Below are 18,439 nucleotides of genomic sequence, written 5' to 3' on the forward strand. Positions count from 1 at the left end.
AGGAATAAATTACCTATAAGATAATACATATCTGTATAAAACCCTTGTTTCTCCGATTAAAAGTACTGACCTACAACAACAAACCATTAAAAAAACTGCCGAATGTTATTATTTTTCTTCCGAAACAACCCATTTACATCAACAATTACTTTGACATAAACTCCGTATTTTTGCCTTACATTTCACTTAAATTCTATGCAATTAATAAACTATATAGCTTCTAGAGCTTCGTTTTCAACTACAGCTATTAAAAATACTGTTGAACTTTTAAATGAAGATTGTACACTTCCTTTTATAGCAAGATATCGAAAAGAAAAAACTGGTAATCTCGATGAAGTTGCTATTGGGCAAATAGTTAATTTAAAAGAAACTTTTGAAGCACTTGAAAAAAGAAAAACAACCATTTTAAAAGCCATTGATGAACAAGGTAGTTTAACCGAAGCTTTAAAAACGAAGATTGAACATGTTGATGACATCACTGTATTAGAAGATTTATACTTACCTTATAAAAAGAAACGAAAAACTAAAGCAGAAACGGCTCGTAATAACGGTTTAGAGCCTTTGGCTAAAATTATTATGAGCCAAGGTAATAACGATATTGAATTTGTTGCTAACAAATATCTAAATCAAAACATTACTTCTATTGACGCTGCCTTAGAAGGTGCTCGTCATATTATTTCCGAATGGATTAATGAGCATACGGATGTTCGAAATTTAATTAGACGTGAATTGGCTTTGTTTGCTACCATAAATACTAAAGTGGTAAAAACTAAACAGAACGAGCAAGAAGCTCAAAAATTTAAAGATTACTTTGACTGGTCGGAAAGTTTAAAGCGTATTCCTTCGCATAGAATGCTTGCTATTTTACGCGCCGAAAAGGAAGGGTTTATCCGTGTAAAAATAACGATTGATGACGATCGTGTTTTAGAGAAAGTAGACCGAAAAATTATCAAAGCAAATAACGAATCTGGTGCAGAGATTCAACTTGCTATTGACGATGCTTACAAACGTTTATTACTTCCTTCTTTAACTACCGAAGCTTTAAATGTTGCTAAAGAAAAAGCTGACGAAGCAGCTATCAATGTTTTTGCTAAAAACTTGCAACAATTGCTGTTGGGTGCTCCTTTGGGTGAAAAAAGAATTTTAGCTATTGACCCAGGGTTTAGAACAGGTTGTAAAGTGGTTTGCTTAAATGAACAAGGTGACATTCTTAAATATGAAACTATTTTTCCGCATGCACCTCAAAACAAAGCCATGGAAGCTACATATACTTTAGAGCATTTGGTAAACAAATATAATATAGAAGCCATTTCTATTGGTAACGGAACAGCTTCTAGAGAAACGGAACAATTAGTAAAAAGTATTTCTTTTAAAAATACTATCGAAATTTTTGTGGTGAATGAGGCTGGTGCTTCTATCTATTCTGCCTCTAAAATAGCCAGAGATGAATTTCCTAACCACGATGTAACAGTACGTGGTGCTGTTTCTATTGGAAGAAGATTGGCGGATCCTTTGGCTGAATTGGTAAAAATAGAAGCTAAATCTATTGGTGTAGGACAATACCAACATGATGTTGATCAAAATAATCTTAAAAAATCATTGCACACCGTAGTAGAACATTGCGTAAACAAAGTAGGTGTAAATATTAATACAGCTAGTGCTTCATTATTAAGTTATGTTTCTGGTATTGGTCCTAAACTTGCAGAAAATATTGTACAACATAGAAATGAACATGGTGCTTTTACCAACAGAACAGCTATAAAAAAAGTACCTAGATTGGGCGGAAAAGCTTTTGAGCAATCGGCTGGTTTTTTAAGAATTAAAAAAGGGAGTAATCCTTTAGATGATTCTGCGGTACATCCTGAGCGTTATGCCTTGGTAAAACAAATTGCAAAAGACTTGGGTAAAAAAGTGGAGGATTTAATCGGTAATACGGTTGTTCTTAAACAAATTAAACTACAACAATACGTTACAGATTCTTTTGGTTTACCTACGCTACAGGATATTGTAAAGGAGTTAGAAAAACCGGGATTGGATCCTAGAGAAAAAGCCAAAGCTTTTTCTTTTGATGATAATATTAAAACTATTAACGATTTAAAAATAGGTATGGTATTACCGGGTATTGTTAACAACATTACCAATTTTGGTTGTTTTGTTGATATTGGTATTAAAGAAAGTGGTTTGGTACATGTTTCTAATCTTTCCAATAGTTTTGTTAAGGATATTAATGAGCATGTTAGCTTACAACAACAGGTTAGAGTAAAAGTGTTAGAGATTGATATACAGAGAAAGCGTATTCAGTTAAGTATGAATTTTTAAGGGAAGTGATTGGAAAAAAACGAATACATAGAATTTGAAGTCAATAATTTAAATAAGTTTAATGATTTAATTGAACTTCTTAACCTAATTTTTGAATCGAAAAACAATGAGGATTTTAAAACAGATAAGTATTGGCTAGATAAATTTCCTAATTATGCTCTTAGACATTATTATTTTGGAGAACGTGATTTAAAGCCCCAATTTAAAACTCATAAACCAAATGATGGAACTTGGCACTTCTATTCAATGATAGAACATCTTTTAGAGAATATTGAAATTGAGTTCTTAGGTTGTAAAAAAATTGAAGAAAAAAAAGGTAGGCTAGAGTTTTATGCTTTTAGTTATCCTTATGGTGGAATAACTGGACTAACAATGTTTCTTAAATCATTTGGGTTTAGCGCTCAAAAAATAGATGATGGTACAGGAATATATAAAGTTAAATGGAAAAATGAGACAGAGTTTGAATTGAAATAAAAAGTAGCCATTACTAATGAAAATAAATTTCGGAATTTTATTAGCATATCAAAGTAAAAAAAACTTAAATACAACCCTACACCAATCTATATATCAAACACTAACCCTTTATGGATTCACTAACTCAAATTGTATTAGGAGCAGCAACTGCGGAAGCGGTGGTAGGTAAAAAAATTGGTAACAAAGCTTTATTATTGGGTGCCATAGCAGGAACAATTCCTGATTTAGATGTGTTAGCTTCTCCTTTTTTGAATGCTGTAGATGAATTGGTTTTTCACCGTAGTTTTAGCCACTCATTGCTATTTGTAATATTAGGAAGTTGGCTTTTTGCTTACCTATTTTGGAAAACTTTTAGGTGGAAAAAACTTGTTTTTAAAGATTTATACCTTCTGTTTTCATTGTGTTTTCTTACCCATATTCTTTTAGATCTTTGTACAACTTGGGGAACTCAATTATTGTGGCCTTTCACTAGCTATGGCTATGCTTTATATAATGTTTTTGTGGTAGATCCTTTTTATACCGTTCCCTTTCTACTGTTATTGATTGCGTTACTATTTTTTAAAAAAACAAACCCTTGGCGTAACAGACTCAATTGGCTTGGAATCATTCTGAGCACTTCTTATTTACTTACTGGATTATTTTTGCAGAAAAAAGCTACAGACGTATTCAAGAAAAATTTATCTGAACAAGGAATCAAGATTGAAAAAATGATTACTAAACCAACTCCTTTTAATATTATTCTTTGGAGTTGTTCCGTAAAAACTACAGATGGTTATTATACTGGATTTTATTCTTTTTTTGATGAAAACAAAAATGTGAGTTTTGATTTTGAACCTGCGAATACATCATTACTGAAACCTTTTTTAAAAAATCAAGATATACAAACACTAATAAAAGTAACCAAAGGTTTTTACACAATTGAACCTATTGACGGAGGTATATTGATGAACGATTTAAGGTTTGGAAAATTTAACGGTTGGCAAGGAAAAGAAAAAGGTGAATATGTATTTAAGTACTCTATAAAACCATCAAGCAAAGAGCACCTTAACATTGAACAAATAAGCTATAGAAAACCTGTAAATAAAGACTATATTAAAGCTTTTTATAATCGTGTTTTGGGAATTAAATAATTATTCCTATTAAGTTCTGAAAAGCTAAAAAACTTCTTAAAAACGTTAAAAAATGAAAACTTCGCTTTCATTTTTAACTATATTTACTACTTAAAAATCACAAATAAAACCCACCAAAACCAAACCTTCTACTAGACAAAACATTAGAAATAATTTAAAAATGAAAAGTAAAAAAACAAGGATTACGTCTATAGATGTATTAAGGGGTTTTGTCATGTTAATAATGTTAGTTGATCATGTACGAGGGCATTTTTTTTCTAACCACTACCTTTCCGATCCCATGTCAATTCAAGAAACCAATAGTAGTTTATTTTTTACTAGGTTAGTTTCTCATTTATGTGCCCCTATTTTTGTCTTTCTAACAGGTTTATCTGTTTGGTTATACGCCAACCCAAAAAACAAACCACCTAGATCAGCAACGGGATTTTTAGTCAAACGAGGGCTTTTTTTACTTCTTTTAGAAATCACACTTATAAACTTTTCATGGTCTGCCTCTTATCATACTTTGTATTTACAAGTTATATGGGCAATAGGTATCAGTATGATTTGCTTAGCTTTTTTAAGTAAACTACCAAGAATTTGGATTGGTATCCTTGGGTTCATTATTGTTTTTGGGCATAATTTTTTAACACCAATTACATTTAACAATACTGAGTTAGGCTATAATTTTTGGGCTATGCTTCATGACAGAGGTTATTTGAATACCGATTTTATGAAAATCAGAGTTTCTTATCCTGTTTTACCATGGATAGGCGTTATTTTATTAGGATACTTTACAGGCTCTTTATATCATTATCAAATAACAGCTTCAAAAAGAAAAAAAGCATTAACACTTATAGGTGGTTCTACGCTTGGTTTACTTTTGCTATTAAGAGGACTAAATATTTATGGTGAAACGTTACCTTGGGAAGCGCAAGGCTCTGTTTTAAAATCGGTAATGTCATTTTTAAATTATACTAAATACCCGCCTTCGCTTCATTTTTTACTATTAACCTTAGGAATTGGTTTTTTATTACTTTCTTATTTTGAAAAAGGCAACAATTTACTTTCAAAGGTTTTAAAAGTCTATGGCTCTGCTCCATTATTCTTTTATGTTATTCATCTATACGTTATTCTAATTCTCCATGCAATTTTAATGTTTACGGTAAATGGTGGTAAAATTGTTCAGTTAAACAGTATATATCAAATTTGGTTGCTTTCAATAGTGTTAGCAGTTTTATTGTATTTTCCAACCAAAAAATTCTCTAATTTTAAACGCAAAAGTACTTCTAAATGGATTAAGTATTTTTAGAGCTTCTTAAGAATTATTTTAACTATTTTTTGAAAGAAAATTAAAAACTCTCAACAATCATAATGAAAAAAGAAACGGTGAACTATTTGATTAATCATTACCTTTATTTGATACCACTTGCTATAAAAAGTAAACTAAAGTATCCGTATCTACAAGAACAGGAGTTAGAAATAGAGAAAGAAAAAATTGCTAAAGTAATTTTAAACAACTATTCAGATAAAATATTCCTTAACAATTGTCTTAAATGCGGAAAGTTAGCAAGAACACCAAAAGCAAAACAATGTCAATTTTGCTTTTATAGTTGGTATTAAATTCAAAGCTATAACATATGCTGGGTAAATACAACTAAAATAAATCGAAGCCTTAAAAACACACTTTCAAACAATCAATAAATTTTGTACACGTTTTTCTTAGCGAAAACTTTTCGTGTACACTTACTGTACACCTTTTTTTTCTGAGAAAAAAATCGTGTACAAAAAAACAATTCAGTGTTTAATTTTTACTTGTACAAACATCAACTAATTTAAAATTATAAACAGATAAAAACCAATTGTTAAAATTACTTTCCATCCTATTAAAACAAGTCTTTTCAGAAGGCTTTCAGACATACATTTCGTATCTTTGTTAGCACACAATCTTAAAACTTTTTGGTTATGGAAAATCTAGATGCAGCTAGACTCCAAATGGCATTTACCCTTATTTTTCATATTGTATTTGCCTGCATTGGCATGGTCATGCCTTTTTTTATGGTAGTCTCTCATAAAAAATGGTTAAACACCGGAAATCCTACATATTTAAAACTCACTAAAGCTTGGCAAAAAGGTGTTGCTATTTTCTTTGTTACTGGAGCCGTTTCTGGTACTGCTTTATCATTTGAATTAGGACTTCTCTGGCCAGAATTCATGGAACATGCAGGGCCAATTATTGGAATGCCTTTTTCCTTAGAAGGCGCAGCTTTTTTTGTTGAAGCTATTGCGCTTGGATTTTACTTATACGGATGGAAAAATCTTCCATCAAAATTTCATTGGTTTACGGGAATCATTGTAGGTATTGCTGGTGTTGCCTCTGGTATTTTAGTAGTTTCTGCCAATGGTTGGATGAATGCTCCTTCTGGATTTGATTATGTTGATGGAAAATTTTTAAATATAGACCCTATTCAGGCACTTTTAAACCCTGCTTGGTTTACCCAAGCTTTACACATGGTATTAGCTGCTTTTACAGCTACAGGGTTTGCTGTGGCTGGTATACATGCCTTTCAAATTCTTAGAGGCAAAAATAAAGAGCTGCATACAAAAGCCTTTAAAATTGCACTAACCTTTGGAGCTATCGCAGCTATTTTACAACCTATTAGTGGAGATATATCAGCTAAGGACATTGCAAAACGTCAACCAGTAAAATTAGCCGCTATGGAAGCACATTACGAAACTTCTAAAGGCGTTCCTTTATACATAGGTGGTATTGTAGATCAAGAGAAAAAAGAAGTCAACTATAAAATAGAAATTCCTAAAGCCTTGTCTTTTTTAGCCTTTGGTGATTTTAATGCAGAAGTAAAAGGACTGAATGATTTCCCAGAAGATGAAATCCCTAATGTAGCTATGGTACACTATGCTTTTCAAATTATGGTTGGGCTTGGTGGTATTTTAATGCTAGCTGGCATTGCTTTCTTTTTTATCAACAGAAAAAGAAAAAAATGGATGGATAAAAAATTATTTTGGAAACTTTTTGCTTTCCTAACACCCGCAGGTTTTATTGCTTTAGAAGCTGGTTGGATTGTTACTGAAGTAGGAAGACAGCCTTGGATTATTCATAAAATTATGAAAACCAAAGATGCTGTTACACCAATGCCTGGTATTGAATATAGCTTTTATATGTATTTAGTTTTATATACTATACTTACTATAACTGTTACTTGGTTAATGGCCAGACAAATTAAAGCTTTTAATAACGATAAAATAGCAACCGTATGACTGTAGTAGTTCTTTTCTTTTTGGCCTTTTCATTATTATTATACGTATTGTTAGGAGGTGCCGATTTTGGCGCGGGTATTATCGAGTTATTTTCGTCAAAAAAAAATCAAGATATTACCAAAAGGACAGTCTATCGTGTTATGGGACCTGTTTGGGAAGCCAATCATATTTGGGTAATTATTTTAATCGTAATTCTATGGATTGCCTTTCCTAAATATTATAAAATCATGGTTACTTCTTTACACATTCCCATTACGTTAATGTTACTAGGAATTACCTTACGTGGAGTTGCTTTTGTATTTAGGCATTACGATGCTTATGTAGATGAATCACAACGTATTTACAATTGGCTTTTCCGTATTTCAAGCTTAATTACACCAATTTTTCTTGGGATGGTTTTTGGCGGAATGGTAAGTAGTAAAATTATTATTGTAGATGAAACTACACGTAGTTTTTCTGAGGCTTATATTACACCTTGGTTGAATACCTTTTCTATACTAGTGGGTTTATTTTTTGCTAGTTTATGCGCTTTTTTATCAGCTGTATTGTTAATTGGTGAAGCAAATGATGAAGGATACCCTGTTTATGTTAGAAAGGCTAAAACTGCTACAATAGTTGTAGTTATTATGGGATTTATAACTATTAGCTACGGGTATTTAAACAAACTACCCTTTGTTAATGGAATTGTAACTGATAAATTAAGTATTGGTTTAATTATACTATCGGCTATTTGTTTAATTCCACTTTGGTATTTTGTAAAAAAAGGAAGTAGAATTATAAGCAGAACTTTTGCTGGTTTACAAGTAGTTTTAATTATTGCTGTGGCCATTATTCCGCATTTTCCAAATTCTTTGTTAATTAAAAATGGAAGTTTGAATCTTTTTGAAAGTATGGCACCTAGTTCTGTAATCAATGTACTCGGTATTTCCTTACTCATTGGTGGTGCTATTATTCTACCAGGATTATTTCATTTATTAAAATCGTTTAAACTGATTAAAATTTTGGAACGTCCTAACACTAGCAGTAAGTAAAGAACTAAAAAGTAAAAACCGTTTTGTACCACTACAAAACGGTTTTCTAAAAATAAATATACCCTGCACCTCTGCAGTATGAATTCAAGGTTAAAATTTTACTCTATAAATAGCTTTTTAACTGACGTTCCTCCTTCTTTACTCTTTACTTTTAAAAAGTATAATCCTGCATTATATTTAGCTACATTAATTTCTATAGCCTCTTGTGTTGCCATCATACTAAAATCTGCTACTTCTTTACCAATTGCATCATATAAGGAAATTTGCGCTACTTCAATAGTTTTATCAGTAACGTCTACTAAAAACTTATCTTTTACAGGATTTGGGTAAATTGTAATCGCATTATTTAATACGGTATCTTCTACACTTAATACTTTTACACTATTCTGTAAATTGGCTATTTCCATAGACCCTTTTCCATTAGTAGCTTCCCAAAAATTATACGAAGAAGTACCGTCTGATCCTTTTCTTCCAAATTTTTCTGCATGATCATCTAATAAATTCCATTGTGCTGTAGTTAATGGCTCATCAGTTAATGCTATTACCAACAACTTAAATTCTTTTTGTGAAGTAGTTGATGAAGGAACCCTTTTACCCATTTCACTCTCTAGTAAAGCAGGAGTAAAAGTGGTTCTATTAGACGCTTCAAAATCAAAAACCCCATTATTTACCGCAACGGAAGTTATGTTAGTAAATACATCAAAATTTGTTACTTCTGAAGCAGGAATCATCCCCATTAAGTATAACTCTAATTCATTAAATGGAACACTATTTCCTCCATTAGCATTTTGTCCAAATGATTCAACTGAATAGGCTCCATTTCCTTTATCAACTAAAGTACTTTGCTTAAAACCTCCTAACTGTCCTTTTGTGTTTCCACCAGTAAATCCCCAATGTGGTATATAACGAGTAGATGTAAGGTTAGTTCCAGCAGATTGTACTGCATGTGTTTCAATCCCAAAATTACCCCAATTATGCATTAACTCATGCAAAGAAGGACCATTTCTTAAAAAGTTGATTTGCGTTAATTGCATTACCGATTTTAACTTTCCTGAAGAACCGTAACGACTTCCGTTATTATACTTATTCATCCCTAGACCTTCAATATCATTAGACACCTTTATCAATCTTCCAAACGGTAGATTGTCTGGTTTCTTTTCTTCATTCAGTACTAAAAAGATAAAATCAAAATCGTCATTAAATTTGCTATAAATATCTTTAAATAAAGCTTCTCTTACCGCTCTTGTACCAAAACCGTCATCAACTTTCCAACTATTATATTCAGAAACTGGCATTTGTAAAGAGGCCACTCTATTGTTTGCATGAATTTCTATTGGGTACGTCTGTGCTTTTGCAATTGTTATAAATGCCAATTGCAGCATTAAAAAAAGTAATGTTTTTTTCATTTATGAATAATTTAAGGGGTGATTTTTATACTATAATTAAATTAAAAATAGTACTTACCCGATTATAACGCGGTTTTTTAACAGTTATTTTCCTGAAAAAAATATTATTAAACTTGCTTTTTTTTTAGTAATTTAAACACTGCCAATTTTCTAGGCTAAACTATACTTATAAAAGGCTTTAAAATAGTAACAACAGGGGAGTAATATTTTCACTAAAATGAATGAAAACAAGATACAATCTTTAGAAGAGTCTCTTGCGCAAGAAAGAACAGCACGTAAAGAAGCTGAACTATTAATGCGACAAAAATCTATAGACCTTTACAATAAAAATCTTGAACTTGAAGAAACCAATAAAACCCTGTCTAAAGTTATTAACGAGAAGGAAATTGAGCTTAACAACTTATTTAAAACAATTATTGATCCGTATATATTAATGGATTTATATGGTAATGTTTTAAAAATGAATAAAGCTGCTGTAGAATTTTATGGTTTTAATAATGAAGAGGCACCATTTAATGTCATGAATACTTTATACAGCGATGATGTAGAATATGCTATGACTTCTTTTCAAGAGTTTTTAGAGAATGGTACTTTTAGAAACTTCCAAGCAAGGGTTTACAATAAAAATGGTGATTTAAAATGGGTAGATATTAATTGTAATGTTATCTATGATGCTAATAATGAACCCACACTTGCACAAGGAATATTAAGGGATATTACCAAACAAAAACTTCATCAACAAGTTTTTGAAGAGCAGAAAAACCAACTGAATACTATTTTTGAAAACTCTTCTTTAGGTATTGTACTATCTGAAAAAGAAAAAATTGTAAAAGCCAACAAAGCCTTTTTAGCCCTTTTAAATTATACCGAAAAGGAATTATTGAATATAAACATTAATGAGCTTGCTGTAAAAGAGGATAACGAAACTACCTTTAGGTTAAAACAACAACTAAATAATGGTGAAATTAACCATTATTCAGCTAACAAGCGCTACAAAACAAAATACGGAAAAACCATTTGGGCAAAAACCAACGTATCCAACGTTAAATCTAATAGTAAAACAAAAAAATATCAAGTTACTATTATTGAAAATATTACAGAAGAACTACAAAATGAAGCTTTACTAAAAGCACTAAACAGTTTAATGTCTTCTATACTAACCAAAACTGGTATCTATGAAATTGCTTGGGAAATTACCTCTAACATTACCAAATTATTAGGTTTTGAAGACTTTGTGATTTATTTGTTGAATTATAAAACTGGTAGACTAAAACAAATTGCTGCTTATGGTAATAAAGTAAATACAGATGGAACTATAAAGAATCCTATGGAAATTTCTATTGGTGATGGCATTGTGGGACATGTAGCCCATACTGGAATTTCTGAAATTGTAAATAATACTGCTGAAGATATTAGATATATTACAGACGATAGTAAACGATTATCCGAAATTTCTGTACCTATAATTGCAAATAACGAAGTAATTGGTGTCTTAGATTCTGAGCATTCTAGTATGAATTTTTTTACTGAGTACCATTTAAAAACATTAGAAACTATTGCCAATTTAGCAGCAACACAATTAAAAAATGCGCTTAACTTACAACTACTTGTTGAAACGGATAAAAAAAATAAAGAACTCTTAAAAAATTTAACTCAAAGTAATAAAGAACTTAAGGACTTTGCACACGTAGTATCGCACGATTTAAAATCACCTTTACGAAGTATGGATGCTTTGATTAATTGGATTAAAGAAGAAAATGATAAAAACCTTAATCAAGAAATTGAAGAAAACTTAAATTTAGTATTAAAAAAAATTGATAAAATGGATCACTTGATCAACGGTATTTTAAAATATGCCAGTATAGAACAAGTAGGGAAAGCTAAAAAAGTAACTGATATACAACTTTTAGTAAGTGATCTTATTGAAACTATATACATACCAGAACATATTTCTTTAACTATTAAAAATAAACTACCTAAATTAAAAGTAGACAAATTTAAAATACACCAACTATTTCAAAACTTGGTAAGTAATGCTATAAAATATAATGATAAAGAAAAGGGTATTATTATTATTGATTGTATGGAAAAAAAAGACCATTGGCAATTTAGTATTGAAGATAATGGCATAGGAATTTCTGATAAATATTATAAAAAGATTTTCGAAATATTTCAGTCTTTGGAGGCTAATGAAGATTCAACAGGTATTGGATTGTCTATTGTTAAAAAAATTGTTGATATGTATGGTGGTGATGTTTGGGTAACCTCTAAATTAAACAAAGGCACTACTTTTTATTTTACACTTCCTAAATAAACCTAATCATACTACTTACCAATCTTTTTATTTTAACTATCTTTAATACAACAAAATACTAACACCAATTAAAATAATACCCTATTCAAATCTATTTACTAGTTAGATAACTTTTTCAACTAAAAAATTTAATCATTAGCTAAAATGCATAGCTATCGAAAAACTATTTTTTTATGAAAACTTTATTTCTAATTCTTTCCTTGATTACAACACAGATTATTATAAGTCAATCCACTCAAAAAAGGAGTATTGCTTTATTTGATTTAAGCATCAGAAATAATGAGTATAATGATGGCAAACTTTTTTCTGCAGAGCATATACTCAAAATAACAGGGGTAAATTATTTAATAACTGATGACATACAAAAAGCAATGGAATACGCTATTATTTTCTTTTCCTGTAACCTAAATAAAAAATCACTAACAACAGAAGAGAAAAATTTACTTCGCAATTATGTTTCTAAAGGCGGAATATTAATAGCACCATACATTATGGATCCAGAACTTTTTTCTTTATTTGGCATTTCAAATTATCAGGAATCAAAAACTAATTTTTGCATTAGTTTTTTAAAAGATCCTTCTTCAAGTTGCTATGATTGGTTGGACGAAGATTATGAAAAACAAATTTCATTCTCTAGAAAAAAAGACTCTCCTATTTTTAAAACACTTAGTTTTAAGCTAAATACAGCTATTCCTTTAGGTTATTATTCTAACGGAAAAGTTGCAGTTTTCAAAAACAGTTATGAAGAAGGTTATACGTATAGTTTTGGCTTTTCTTGGAAAGATGTTATTCTTAGAAATCAACTTAATAGAGATTATGAAGCACAAAGAATTAGTGGCAATGGATTTGAACCTACCTCAGATGTAATTATGCTTTTAATACGAAGTTTTGCATGCCAACACACTCCTAATTTACTATGGAAACATACAAGCTCTGGAAACTCTAGCTCAACACTTATGATTACTCATGATCTTGATAGCTCTTCTGCTATGGATACTTTAGCTTTTTTTACTAATTATGAAAAGAAAATGAAAATCTCAGCTACATATAATGTTACGGTTCGTTATTTTTCTGATGCTTTAAATTCCGATTTCTACAACGATAGAGATTCCGAAATAAATGGAATTTTAAACCAAGGTCATGTGATAGGTTCTCACTCTGTTGGACATTTCCCCGATTTTGCAAATGCTACTATTTTTCCAATGGGCGAATCTGGTAATACTAAGGAAAGTTACAATCCATATAATGATGGAACAAAAACTACTGGTGGAAATGTTTTTGCTGAATGTGAAATTTCTAAAAATATATTGGAAGCAGATTTTCAACAATCTATCAATATTTTTCGTTCTGGACATTTAGCCTATCCAGACAAATTAGTCAATGTTTTAGAAGCTTTAAATTATGAATACAACTCTAGTAACAGTGCCAATGATGTACTTACACATTTTCCTTATCAAAATAAAAAAGACAGAAAATTTAGTGGAATAACTTCTAACGTTTATGAGCTTCCTGTAACAGTTTCTGATGTTTTTAAAGAAGTACCTATAAACGAAAATAATTATACTGATAAAGTAAACACATGGCTTAGAGTTATTGAAAAAACCAATGCCAATGGTGCGCCTACAGTTGTGTTAATCCATCCAAATAGGAAATACAAACTTGACGCTCAAAAATTATTAATCTCCTATTTACCTAAAGAAATTCATTTTCAAGAAATGGGTGATTTTGGAGCCTATTGGAAAGCTAGAGAGCAGGTGAAAATTAACTCCTATATAAAATATAACATTGCAAATATCACCATATCAAATGCTAATTTGGCTTCTGATAAAAACATTAGTTTTATTATAAAAAATGGCCAAGAATTAGATGGTATTATCATTGAAGATACCGAAGGAAATCAGCTAGATTATTTTTATGAAGATTGGCATAAAAACGATCTTATAGTTTATAAAAAAAATGTAACTAAAACACTTCTCGCTAAACAATATGAGGATAAAAAAGCGATAACTGTTTATTTCAATAAACTTCTAAAAGAAGTACACATCAAAACAAAATCACAAGCTATAACCAAAATCCAGCTTATTAATATTTTAGATAATACAAGTTATACGTTTACCGAAAAATATAGTGCAAAAAATCTACAAAATATAGCGCTATCAATTAGCTCTCATAAAATAAAGTCAGGTATATATATTTGTAAAGTAGTTACTAAAGAAAATTCTACCTACACTAAAAAAATAGTGATTCCTTAAAGATAAAAGTCCCAAAATGGGGACTTTTATTTATTTACAGCAAAAATTTCTTTTAACTGTTTTACCATATTTCCATTACCAGACACCGTAATTTCTCCAATTTTATCGGCAATTTTCTCTACATATTCCATTTCTTTTAATTTAAACAACATTTCATTATTTTCCATCAACTTAGCAGTATTTAATAAACTTCTAGTTGAGGCTGTTTCTTCTCTTCTAGTAATTATATTGGCCTGTGCTCTTTTTTGAGCTACTAAAACTTGATTCATAATTTCTTTCATTTCACCAGTTAAAATAACATCTCTAATTCCACAAGTAATTACTTTTACTCCTAACACAGTTGCTTTATCTTTTATTTCTTTTAAAACCTCTGTTGCAATATCTTCTTTCTTTTCTAGTAATTCATCCAAAGAATAGGTTCCTACATAAGCTCTTAAAATTAACTGCATAGCAATGTATAATTGCTTCTCATATTCTTTATTCTCTAACAAAGCCTTCTCTACATCAATTACCTTATACTGTGTATAGAAGTTAATACGAATCGTTGCTTTGTCTTTGGTCAATAACTCTTGTCCAGAAATTTCTAATTGTAATCGTCTAGTATCAACTTTTGCTATTTTAATTGAAGTATTATTTCTCCAGAATCTATACGTACCTCCCGTTAAGGTTTTAGTATGTACATCATCTACTAATAATACTGCTTTTTCATAGGCTGTTACTTCAAACTCTTTAATATATTTGGCTACAGCATAGTTTTTAAATAGTGATTTATCAATAGTTTCTGTTATGTAAATTTTACTAATATCTATTCTTTGAAACGTTCTATTAATTAATCCTTTCCAAAACACATACCTTCCAGCCTCAAGCACGCGCTTAAAGTTATCATTTTCATATACAAAAACTAACTCATTATCCTTTACCTCAACCACATCTAACATATTTATTAATGTCTCATCTGTTAGTAAAATATCTAAAGCTACTGGTGCGTAAAAATCTTTAGTTATATCAAAAGGTAATACACTTTCATTCCATTTTAACCAGTGTACACCTTTAGTTATGGCTTTTAAATAGTCTCCATTTTTAAATACCAATCCAACTTTTCCTTGGTTAATTCTAACTCTTTTCATTTTTCTTTTGTTTTTAATGAAACTTCTTTTATCACATTTTCCTTACGGAATTATTTGTTCTTTTTAATAGAAAGTATTGCATGTTAATGCTTCTAAAACAACGGAACTACTAGTTTTAAAAATAATCGATATTTTATTGGAAAAATGGATGATTATTTAATTGTAAACTACATCAAATTCAACCAACATCAATACCTCTACAAATTCAAAAGCTAGCATTTCAAAGCTCTTTTATAAGTGTTTATTAAAAAACTCATTAAACACCCAATACTTTTCTCTCATCAGTTTTACAAGATGATGTGCTTAAAAAACTACGATGCTTACGTAGAACCTGAATACTTCAAGTTTTGATTATCCCATGTTATGCGCATGGTGCTCTAACCAACTGAGCTACAAAGCCTATTTTTGGTGGCTTTGACAGGAATCAAACCTGTGCTAAAAAACAGACATTTAAAGTGCCTGAATTCACTAGAACCGAAATCTAGCGCGTCTACCATTTCCGCCATACCTTAAAAGGCAGTAGGACTCGAACCTACACGAATTAAAAACCTATTACTATACCAGACTTAGCTACATAACTTTCGTTATGGAAGGATTCGAACCTTCGTACATAGATGTGGATATTTTTGGAAAACATCCTAACCTTCAAGTCAAGTTGCACATACAAATCAAATACAAAACTGCATGAATGTATACAATGGTGCTATACAGAAACACACAACAAGACTTGCTTGATATTATTTATAACTTATTATTTTTTACTTGCCTCATCATAGTTTTTAGTATGATGAGGAATTATCTTTTTCTTTGCAATTCTCCCACGTTTACGACGTTCTTTTTCAATTACAATGCAAATATTACTTCATTTTACGCAGTCTTTTTGCGTACTTTAAAATATTTTTATTTTTTTTAGAATTTGCAGGAATAATAAGACTTGAACTCATATTTTTGGAATCGTACTCCAATGTTTTATCCAATTAAACTATATTCCTTTTTCTTTTTTACACCACTCTATCTGCACAAGAGGAGCTTGCAAAGGCAAAAGGCTTGGCTTTAAATTCAAAGCCCATACCTAAAATATAACCCATTGCCTCTTTTAAAGCTACATTTGATTGAAACTTAGCATCTGTATTAATATCAGCATGCACTTCTAATTCAACATTATATTTATTTAACAAATCACAGATTGCATAAGCTACTTCTACAGACATAGCAACCTCTTTGAGCATTCTTTCTTTTATGCCTATTTTTTTAGCTTCTTTATAACTTCTTATAAACATAAAACCACCTTTTCCTTCTCTTAATACTACAACCGCTGTAGCATAAGCTGTATGAGATTTATATCCTTGTGAATCTGAACCTACACAAATTTTTAAACGGTATCCTGCTTCTTGCTCTTTTACAATTGCATTCTCTACGATTTCTGTAATGGGCTTTTCAAATAACTTCCCTTTAAAATTTCTCCATTTTTGTTGTACTACTTCCATTATTTTTCTTTTCAAATTACACTTTTATTCACATAACTAACAGGAATTTAACTTCCTTTTTGGGTGACTTCGGGAATCGAACCCTATTCTTCTCATCCACAGTGAGGCGTTTTACCAAATAAACTAAAGCCACCATTTGTAAACCTGATAGGATTTGAACCTATACAATAAGAATCAAAATCTTATATGCTAACCATTACATCACAGGTTTCATTTGTACAGGAAGAGAGATTCGAACTCTCAAAATTCTGATTCTAAACCAGATGCGTATACCTGTTCCGCCATTCCTGTATTTTTAAGTTTGCAGTTTCCCAGTAATCAGCTTACAGTAGTGTACTGCTCACTGAAAACTGATGAACTGCTTGCCATTAATACACACTCCTTTCTAGGTATTGTCTGGGAAGCAGGACTCGAACCTACAACCTCCTGCATCCAAAGCAGGTAAACAACCAATCGTTATCTTCCCAGTTTGCAGTACTGACGGGATTCCCTTCGTCTTCGCTCAGGATAAACTTCTCTCCACGTCAATACTTTTGCAGTACTGACGGGATTCGAACCCGCAACTTTCCGAGAGACAGTCGGACGCGCTAACCGTTACGCTACAGTACTTTAGTGGAAGTGGTAGAACTTGAACCTACAAGCTCCGAAGAGAACAGAGTTACAGTCTGCCGAGCCAACCATTTGCTCAACACTTCCTTTGTTATATTTTAATACTAGAGACAAGAATGAGAATCGAACTCATAAAAAACGGAGTTGCAGTCCGCTGCCTTACCATTCTGCCACCTTGTCTTTGTCACATAAAAAAAGCATCTCCTTGTTGAGGAGATGCTTCTAGTTTTTACTATGAATCAATAATTAACTTATAGCTTCATAGTTTATCTCCCTTTTAAAAATGATTGGATCTTTACTACATATCAGTAGATCATATTTCGGCGAACGAAATTCTATATGATGTGCTCTATTATGTTGTAAATACTGTTTCATTTTATTATTTATTTAAAATACTTTTATTATTTAATGTCGTTTATTTCATTTGTTTTGACGGTGCAAATATGAAAGGTATTTTTTAATCTCACAAGAAAAAAATAAATTTATTTTATTGATTTTCAGTTAATTAAATAGAAAACAGACAATAGAATCCCTATCCGTTATTTAACGGATTTTAAACACTTATACAAAAGTCTGTCTCTCAATTGCTTTCTGTTTTTATCTTTTTATTTTGTTAATTTCTTAGTCTAACATTTTTCATGAAAATTTTTCATAAAAAAAGCGTCCAATTAAAATTGGACGCTTGTATTTATAGTTGTTTTTAATGTTTTTTATCTAAATCATATTCAAATATTGATATACATAGCCTCCTTTTCGCCAAATTGTTGGTCGAAAATCATACGAACAAAGTTCTAATTGCTTACTTCTATGTATATTTTGTGTACTCATTTGTTTATTAATACTGCAATAATACAGCTTTTATTACACAATACACTAGTTTTAAACCATTTCTATTTTTTAATTCCTTTTAAAAAATTTAAATTCACTCATTTCCTTACACCCCTTGTAAACGCTACTAAAACGCAATAAAATAATTAACACAAAGATTAAATTATATATTATTTTTTACAATTTTAATTAAATTATTCGCAA

At 30.6% G+C, this 18,439-nt stretch carries 11 protein-coding genes and 8 tRNA genes; 8 read left to right on the forward strand and 11 right to left on the reverse strand.

Annotated elements, in window-relative coordinates:
• Positions 1-195: 195 nt before the first annotated feature.
• The 6 genes from ABNT65_RS12850 (at position 196) to ABNT65_RS12875 (ending at position 8,212) form a co-directional block, all read left to right on the forward strand.
• Positions 196-2,319, forward strand: a complete 2,124-nt coding sequence (locus ABNT65_RS12850) for a Tex family protein (protein ID WP_348746003.1) — start codon at positions 196-198, stop codon at positions 2,317-2,319.
• A 9-nt stretch (positions 2,320-2,328) separates the two neighbouring features.
• On the forward strand, positions 2,329-2,793 hold the full coding sequence (locus ABNT65_RS12855) for a hypothetical protein (protein WP_348746004.1): 465 nt from the start codon (positions 2,329-2,331) through the stop codon (positions 2,791-2,793).
• Positions 2,794-2,903: 110 nt separating this feature from the next.
• Positions 2,904-3,923 carry a metal-dependent hydrolase gene (locus tag ABNT65_RS12860; protein ID WP_348746005.1) on the forward strand — a complete coding sequence of 340 codons (1,020 nt, stop codon included), beginning with the start codon at positions 2,904-2,906 and terminating at the stop codon, positions 3,921-3,923.
• A gap of 160 nt (positions 3,924-4,083) precedes the next feature.
• Complete coding sequence (locus ABNT65_RS12865) at positions 4,084-5,214, forward strand: DUF1624 domain-containing protein (protein WP_348746006.1); 1,131 nt, start codon at positions 4,084-4,086, stop codon at positions 5,212-5,214.
• 653 nt (positions 5,215-5,867) lie between these two features.
• On the forward strand, positions 5,868-7,181 hold the full coding sequence (locus ABNT65_RS12870; RefSeq protein WP_348746007.1) for a cytochrome ubiquinol oxidase subunit I: 1,314 nt from the start codon (positions 5,868-5,870) through the stop codon (positions 7,179-7,181).
• Positions 7,178-8,212 carry a cytochrome d ubiquinol oxidase subunit II gene (locus ABNT65_RS12875; RefSeq protein ID WP_348739596.1) on the forward strand — a complete coding sequence of 345 codons (1,035 nt, stop codon included), beginning with the start codon at positions 7,178-7,180 and terminating at the stop codon, positions 8,210-8,212. The genes ABNT65_RS12870 and ABNT65_RS12875 overlap by 4 nt, the downstream gene beginning before the upstream one ends.
• A gap of 98 nt (positions 8,213-8,310) precedes the next feature.
• Here the strand turns inward: ABNT65_RS12875 and ABNT65_RS12880 are convergent, their stop codons facing one another.
• A complete protein-coding gene (locus tag ABNT65_RS12880; RefSeq protein ID WP_348739597.1) occupies positions 8,311-9,618 on the reverse strand; it encodes a T9SS type A sorting domain-containing protein in 1,308 nt (435 codons plus the stop codon).
• A gap of 217 nt (positions 9,619-9,835) precedes the next feature.
• Between ABNT65_RS12880 and ABNT65_RS12885 the strand changes: the two genes are divergently transcribed.
• Positions 9,836-11,932 carry a PAS domain S-box protein gene (locus ABNT65_RS12885; protein ID WP_348746008.1) on the forward strand — a complete coding sequence of 699 codons (2,097 nt, stop codon included), beginning with the start codon at positions 9,836-9,838 and terminating at the stop codon, positions 11,930-11,932.
• A gap of 173 nt (positions 11,933-12,105) precedes the next feature.
• On the forward strand, positions 12,106-14,184 hold the full coding sequence (locus tag ABNT65_RS12890) for a hypothetical protein (RefSeq protein ID WP_348746009.1): 2,079 nt from the start codon (positions 12,106-12,108) through the stop codon (positions 14,182-14,184).
• Between the two features lie 26 nt (positions 14,185-14,210).
• Here ABNT65_RS12890 and ABNT65_RS12895 read toward each other — a convergent pair whose 3' ends face one another.
• The 10 genes from ABNT65_RS12895 to ABNT65_RS12940 all read right to left on the reverse strand — a co-directional run bounded on the left by ABNT65_RS12895 (position 14,211) and on the right by ABNT65_RS12940 (position 17,587).
• Positions 14,211-15,311 carry a slipin family protein gene (locus ABNT65_RS12895; protein WP_348739601.1) on the reverse strand — a complete coding sequence of 367 codons (1,101 nt, stop codon included), beginning with the start codon at positions 15,309-15,311 and terminating at the stop codon, positions 14,211-14,213.
• A gap of 919 nt (positions 15,312-16,230) precedes the next feature.
• A tRNA-Arg gene (locus tag ABNT65_RS12900) sits at positions 16,231-16,303 on the reverse strand.
• Positions 16,304-16,312: 9 nt separating this feature from the next.
• Positions 16,313-16,798, reverse strand: a complete 486-nt coding sequence (locus ABNT65_RS12905; protein WP_348703590.1) for a ribonuclease H-like YkuK family protein — start codon at positions 16,796-16,798, stop codon at positions 16,313-16,315.
• Positions 16,799-16,859: 61 nt separating this feature from the next.
• A tRNA-His gene (locus tag ABNT65_RS12910) sits at positions 16,860-16,932 on the reverse strand.
• Between the two features lie 5 nt (positions 16,933-16,937).
• Positions 16,938-17,009 (reverse strand) — tRNA-Gln (locus ABNT65_RS12915).
• A gap of 6 nt (positions 17,010-17,015) precedes the next feature.
• Positions 17,016-17,089, reverse strand: a tRNA-Leu gene (locus ABNT65_RS12920).
• 104 nt (positions 17,090-17,193) lie between these two features.
• Positions 17,194-17,266, reverse strand: a tRNA-Pro gene (locus tag ABNT65_RS12925).
• Positions 17,267-17,334: 68 nt separating this feature from the next.
• Positions 17,335-17,407, reverse strand: a tRNA-Asp gene (locus ABNT65_RS12930).
• A gap of 4 nt (positions 17,408-17,411) precedes the next feature.
• A tRNA-Tyr gene (locus ABNT65_RS12935) sits at positions 17,412-17,494 on the reverse strand.
• A gap of 21 nt (positions 17,495-17,515) precedes the next feature.
• Positions 17,516-17,587: transfer RNA gene (locus tag ABNT65_RS12940), tRNA-Cys, on the reverse strand.
• Between the last annotated feature and the right edge of the window lie 852 nt (positions 17,588-18,439).

Origin of the sequence: Tenacibaculum sp. 190524A02b, from assembly GCF_964036645.1 — a bacterium.
GTDB classification, from domain to species: domain Bacteria; phylum Bacteroidota; class Bacteroidia; order Flavobacteriales; family Flavobacteriaceae; genus Polaribacter; species Polaribacter vairaonense.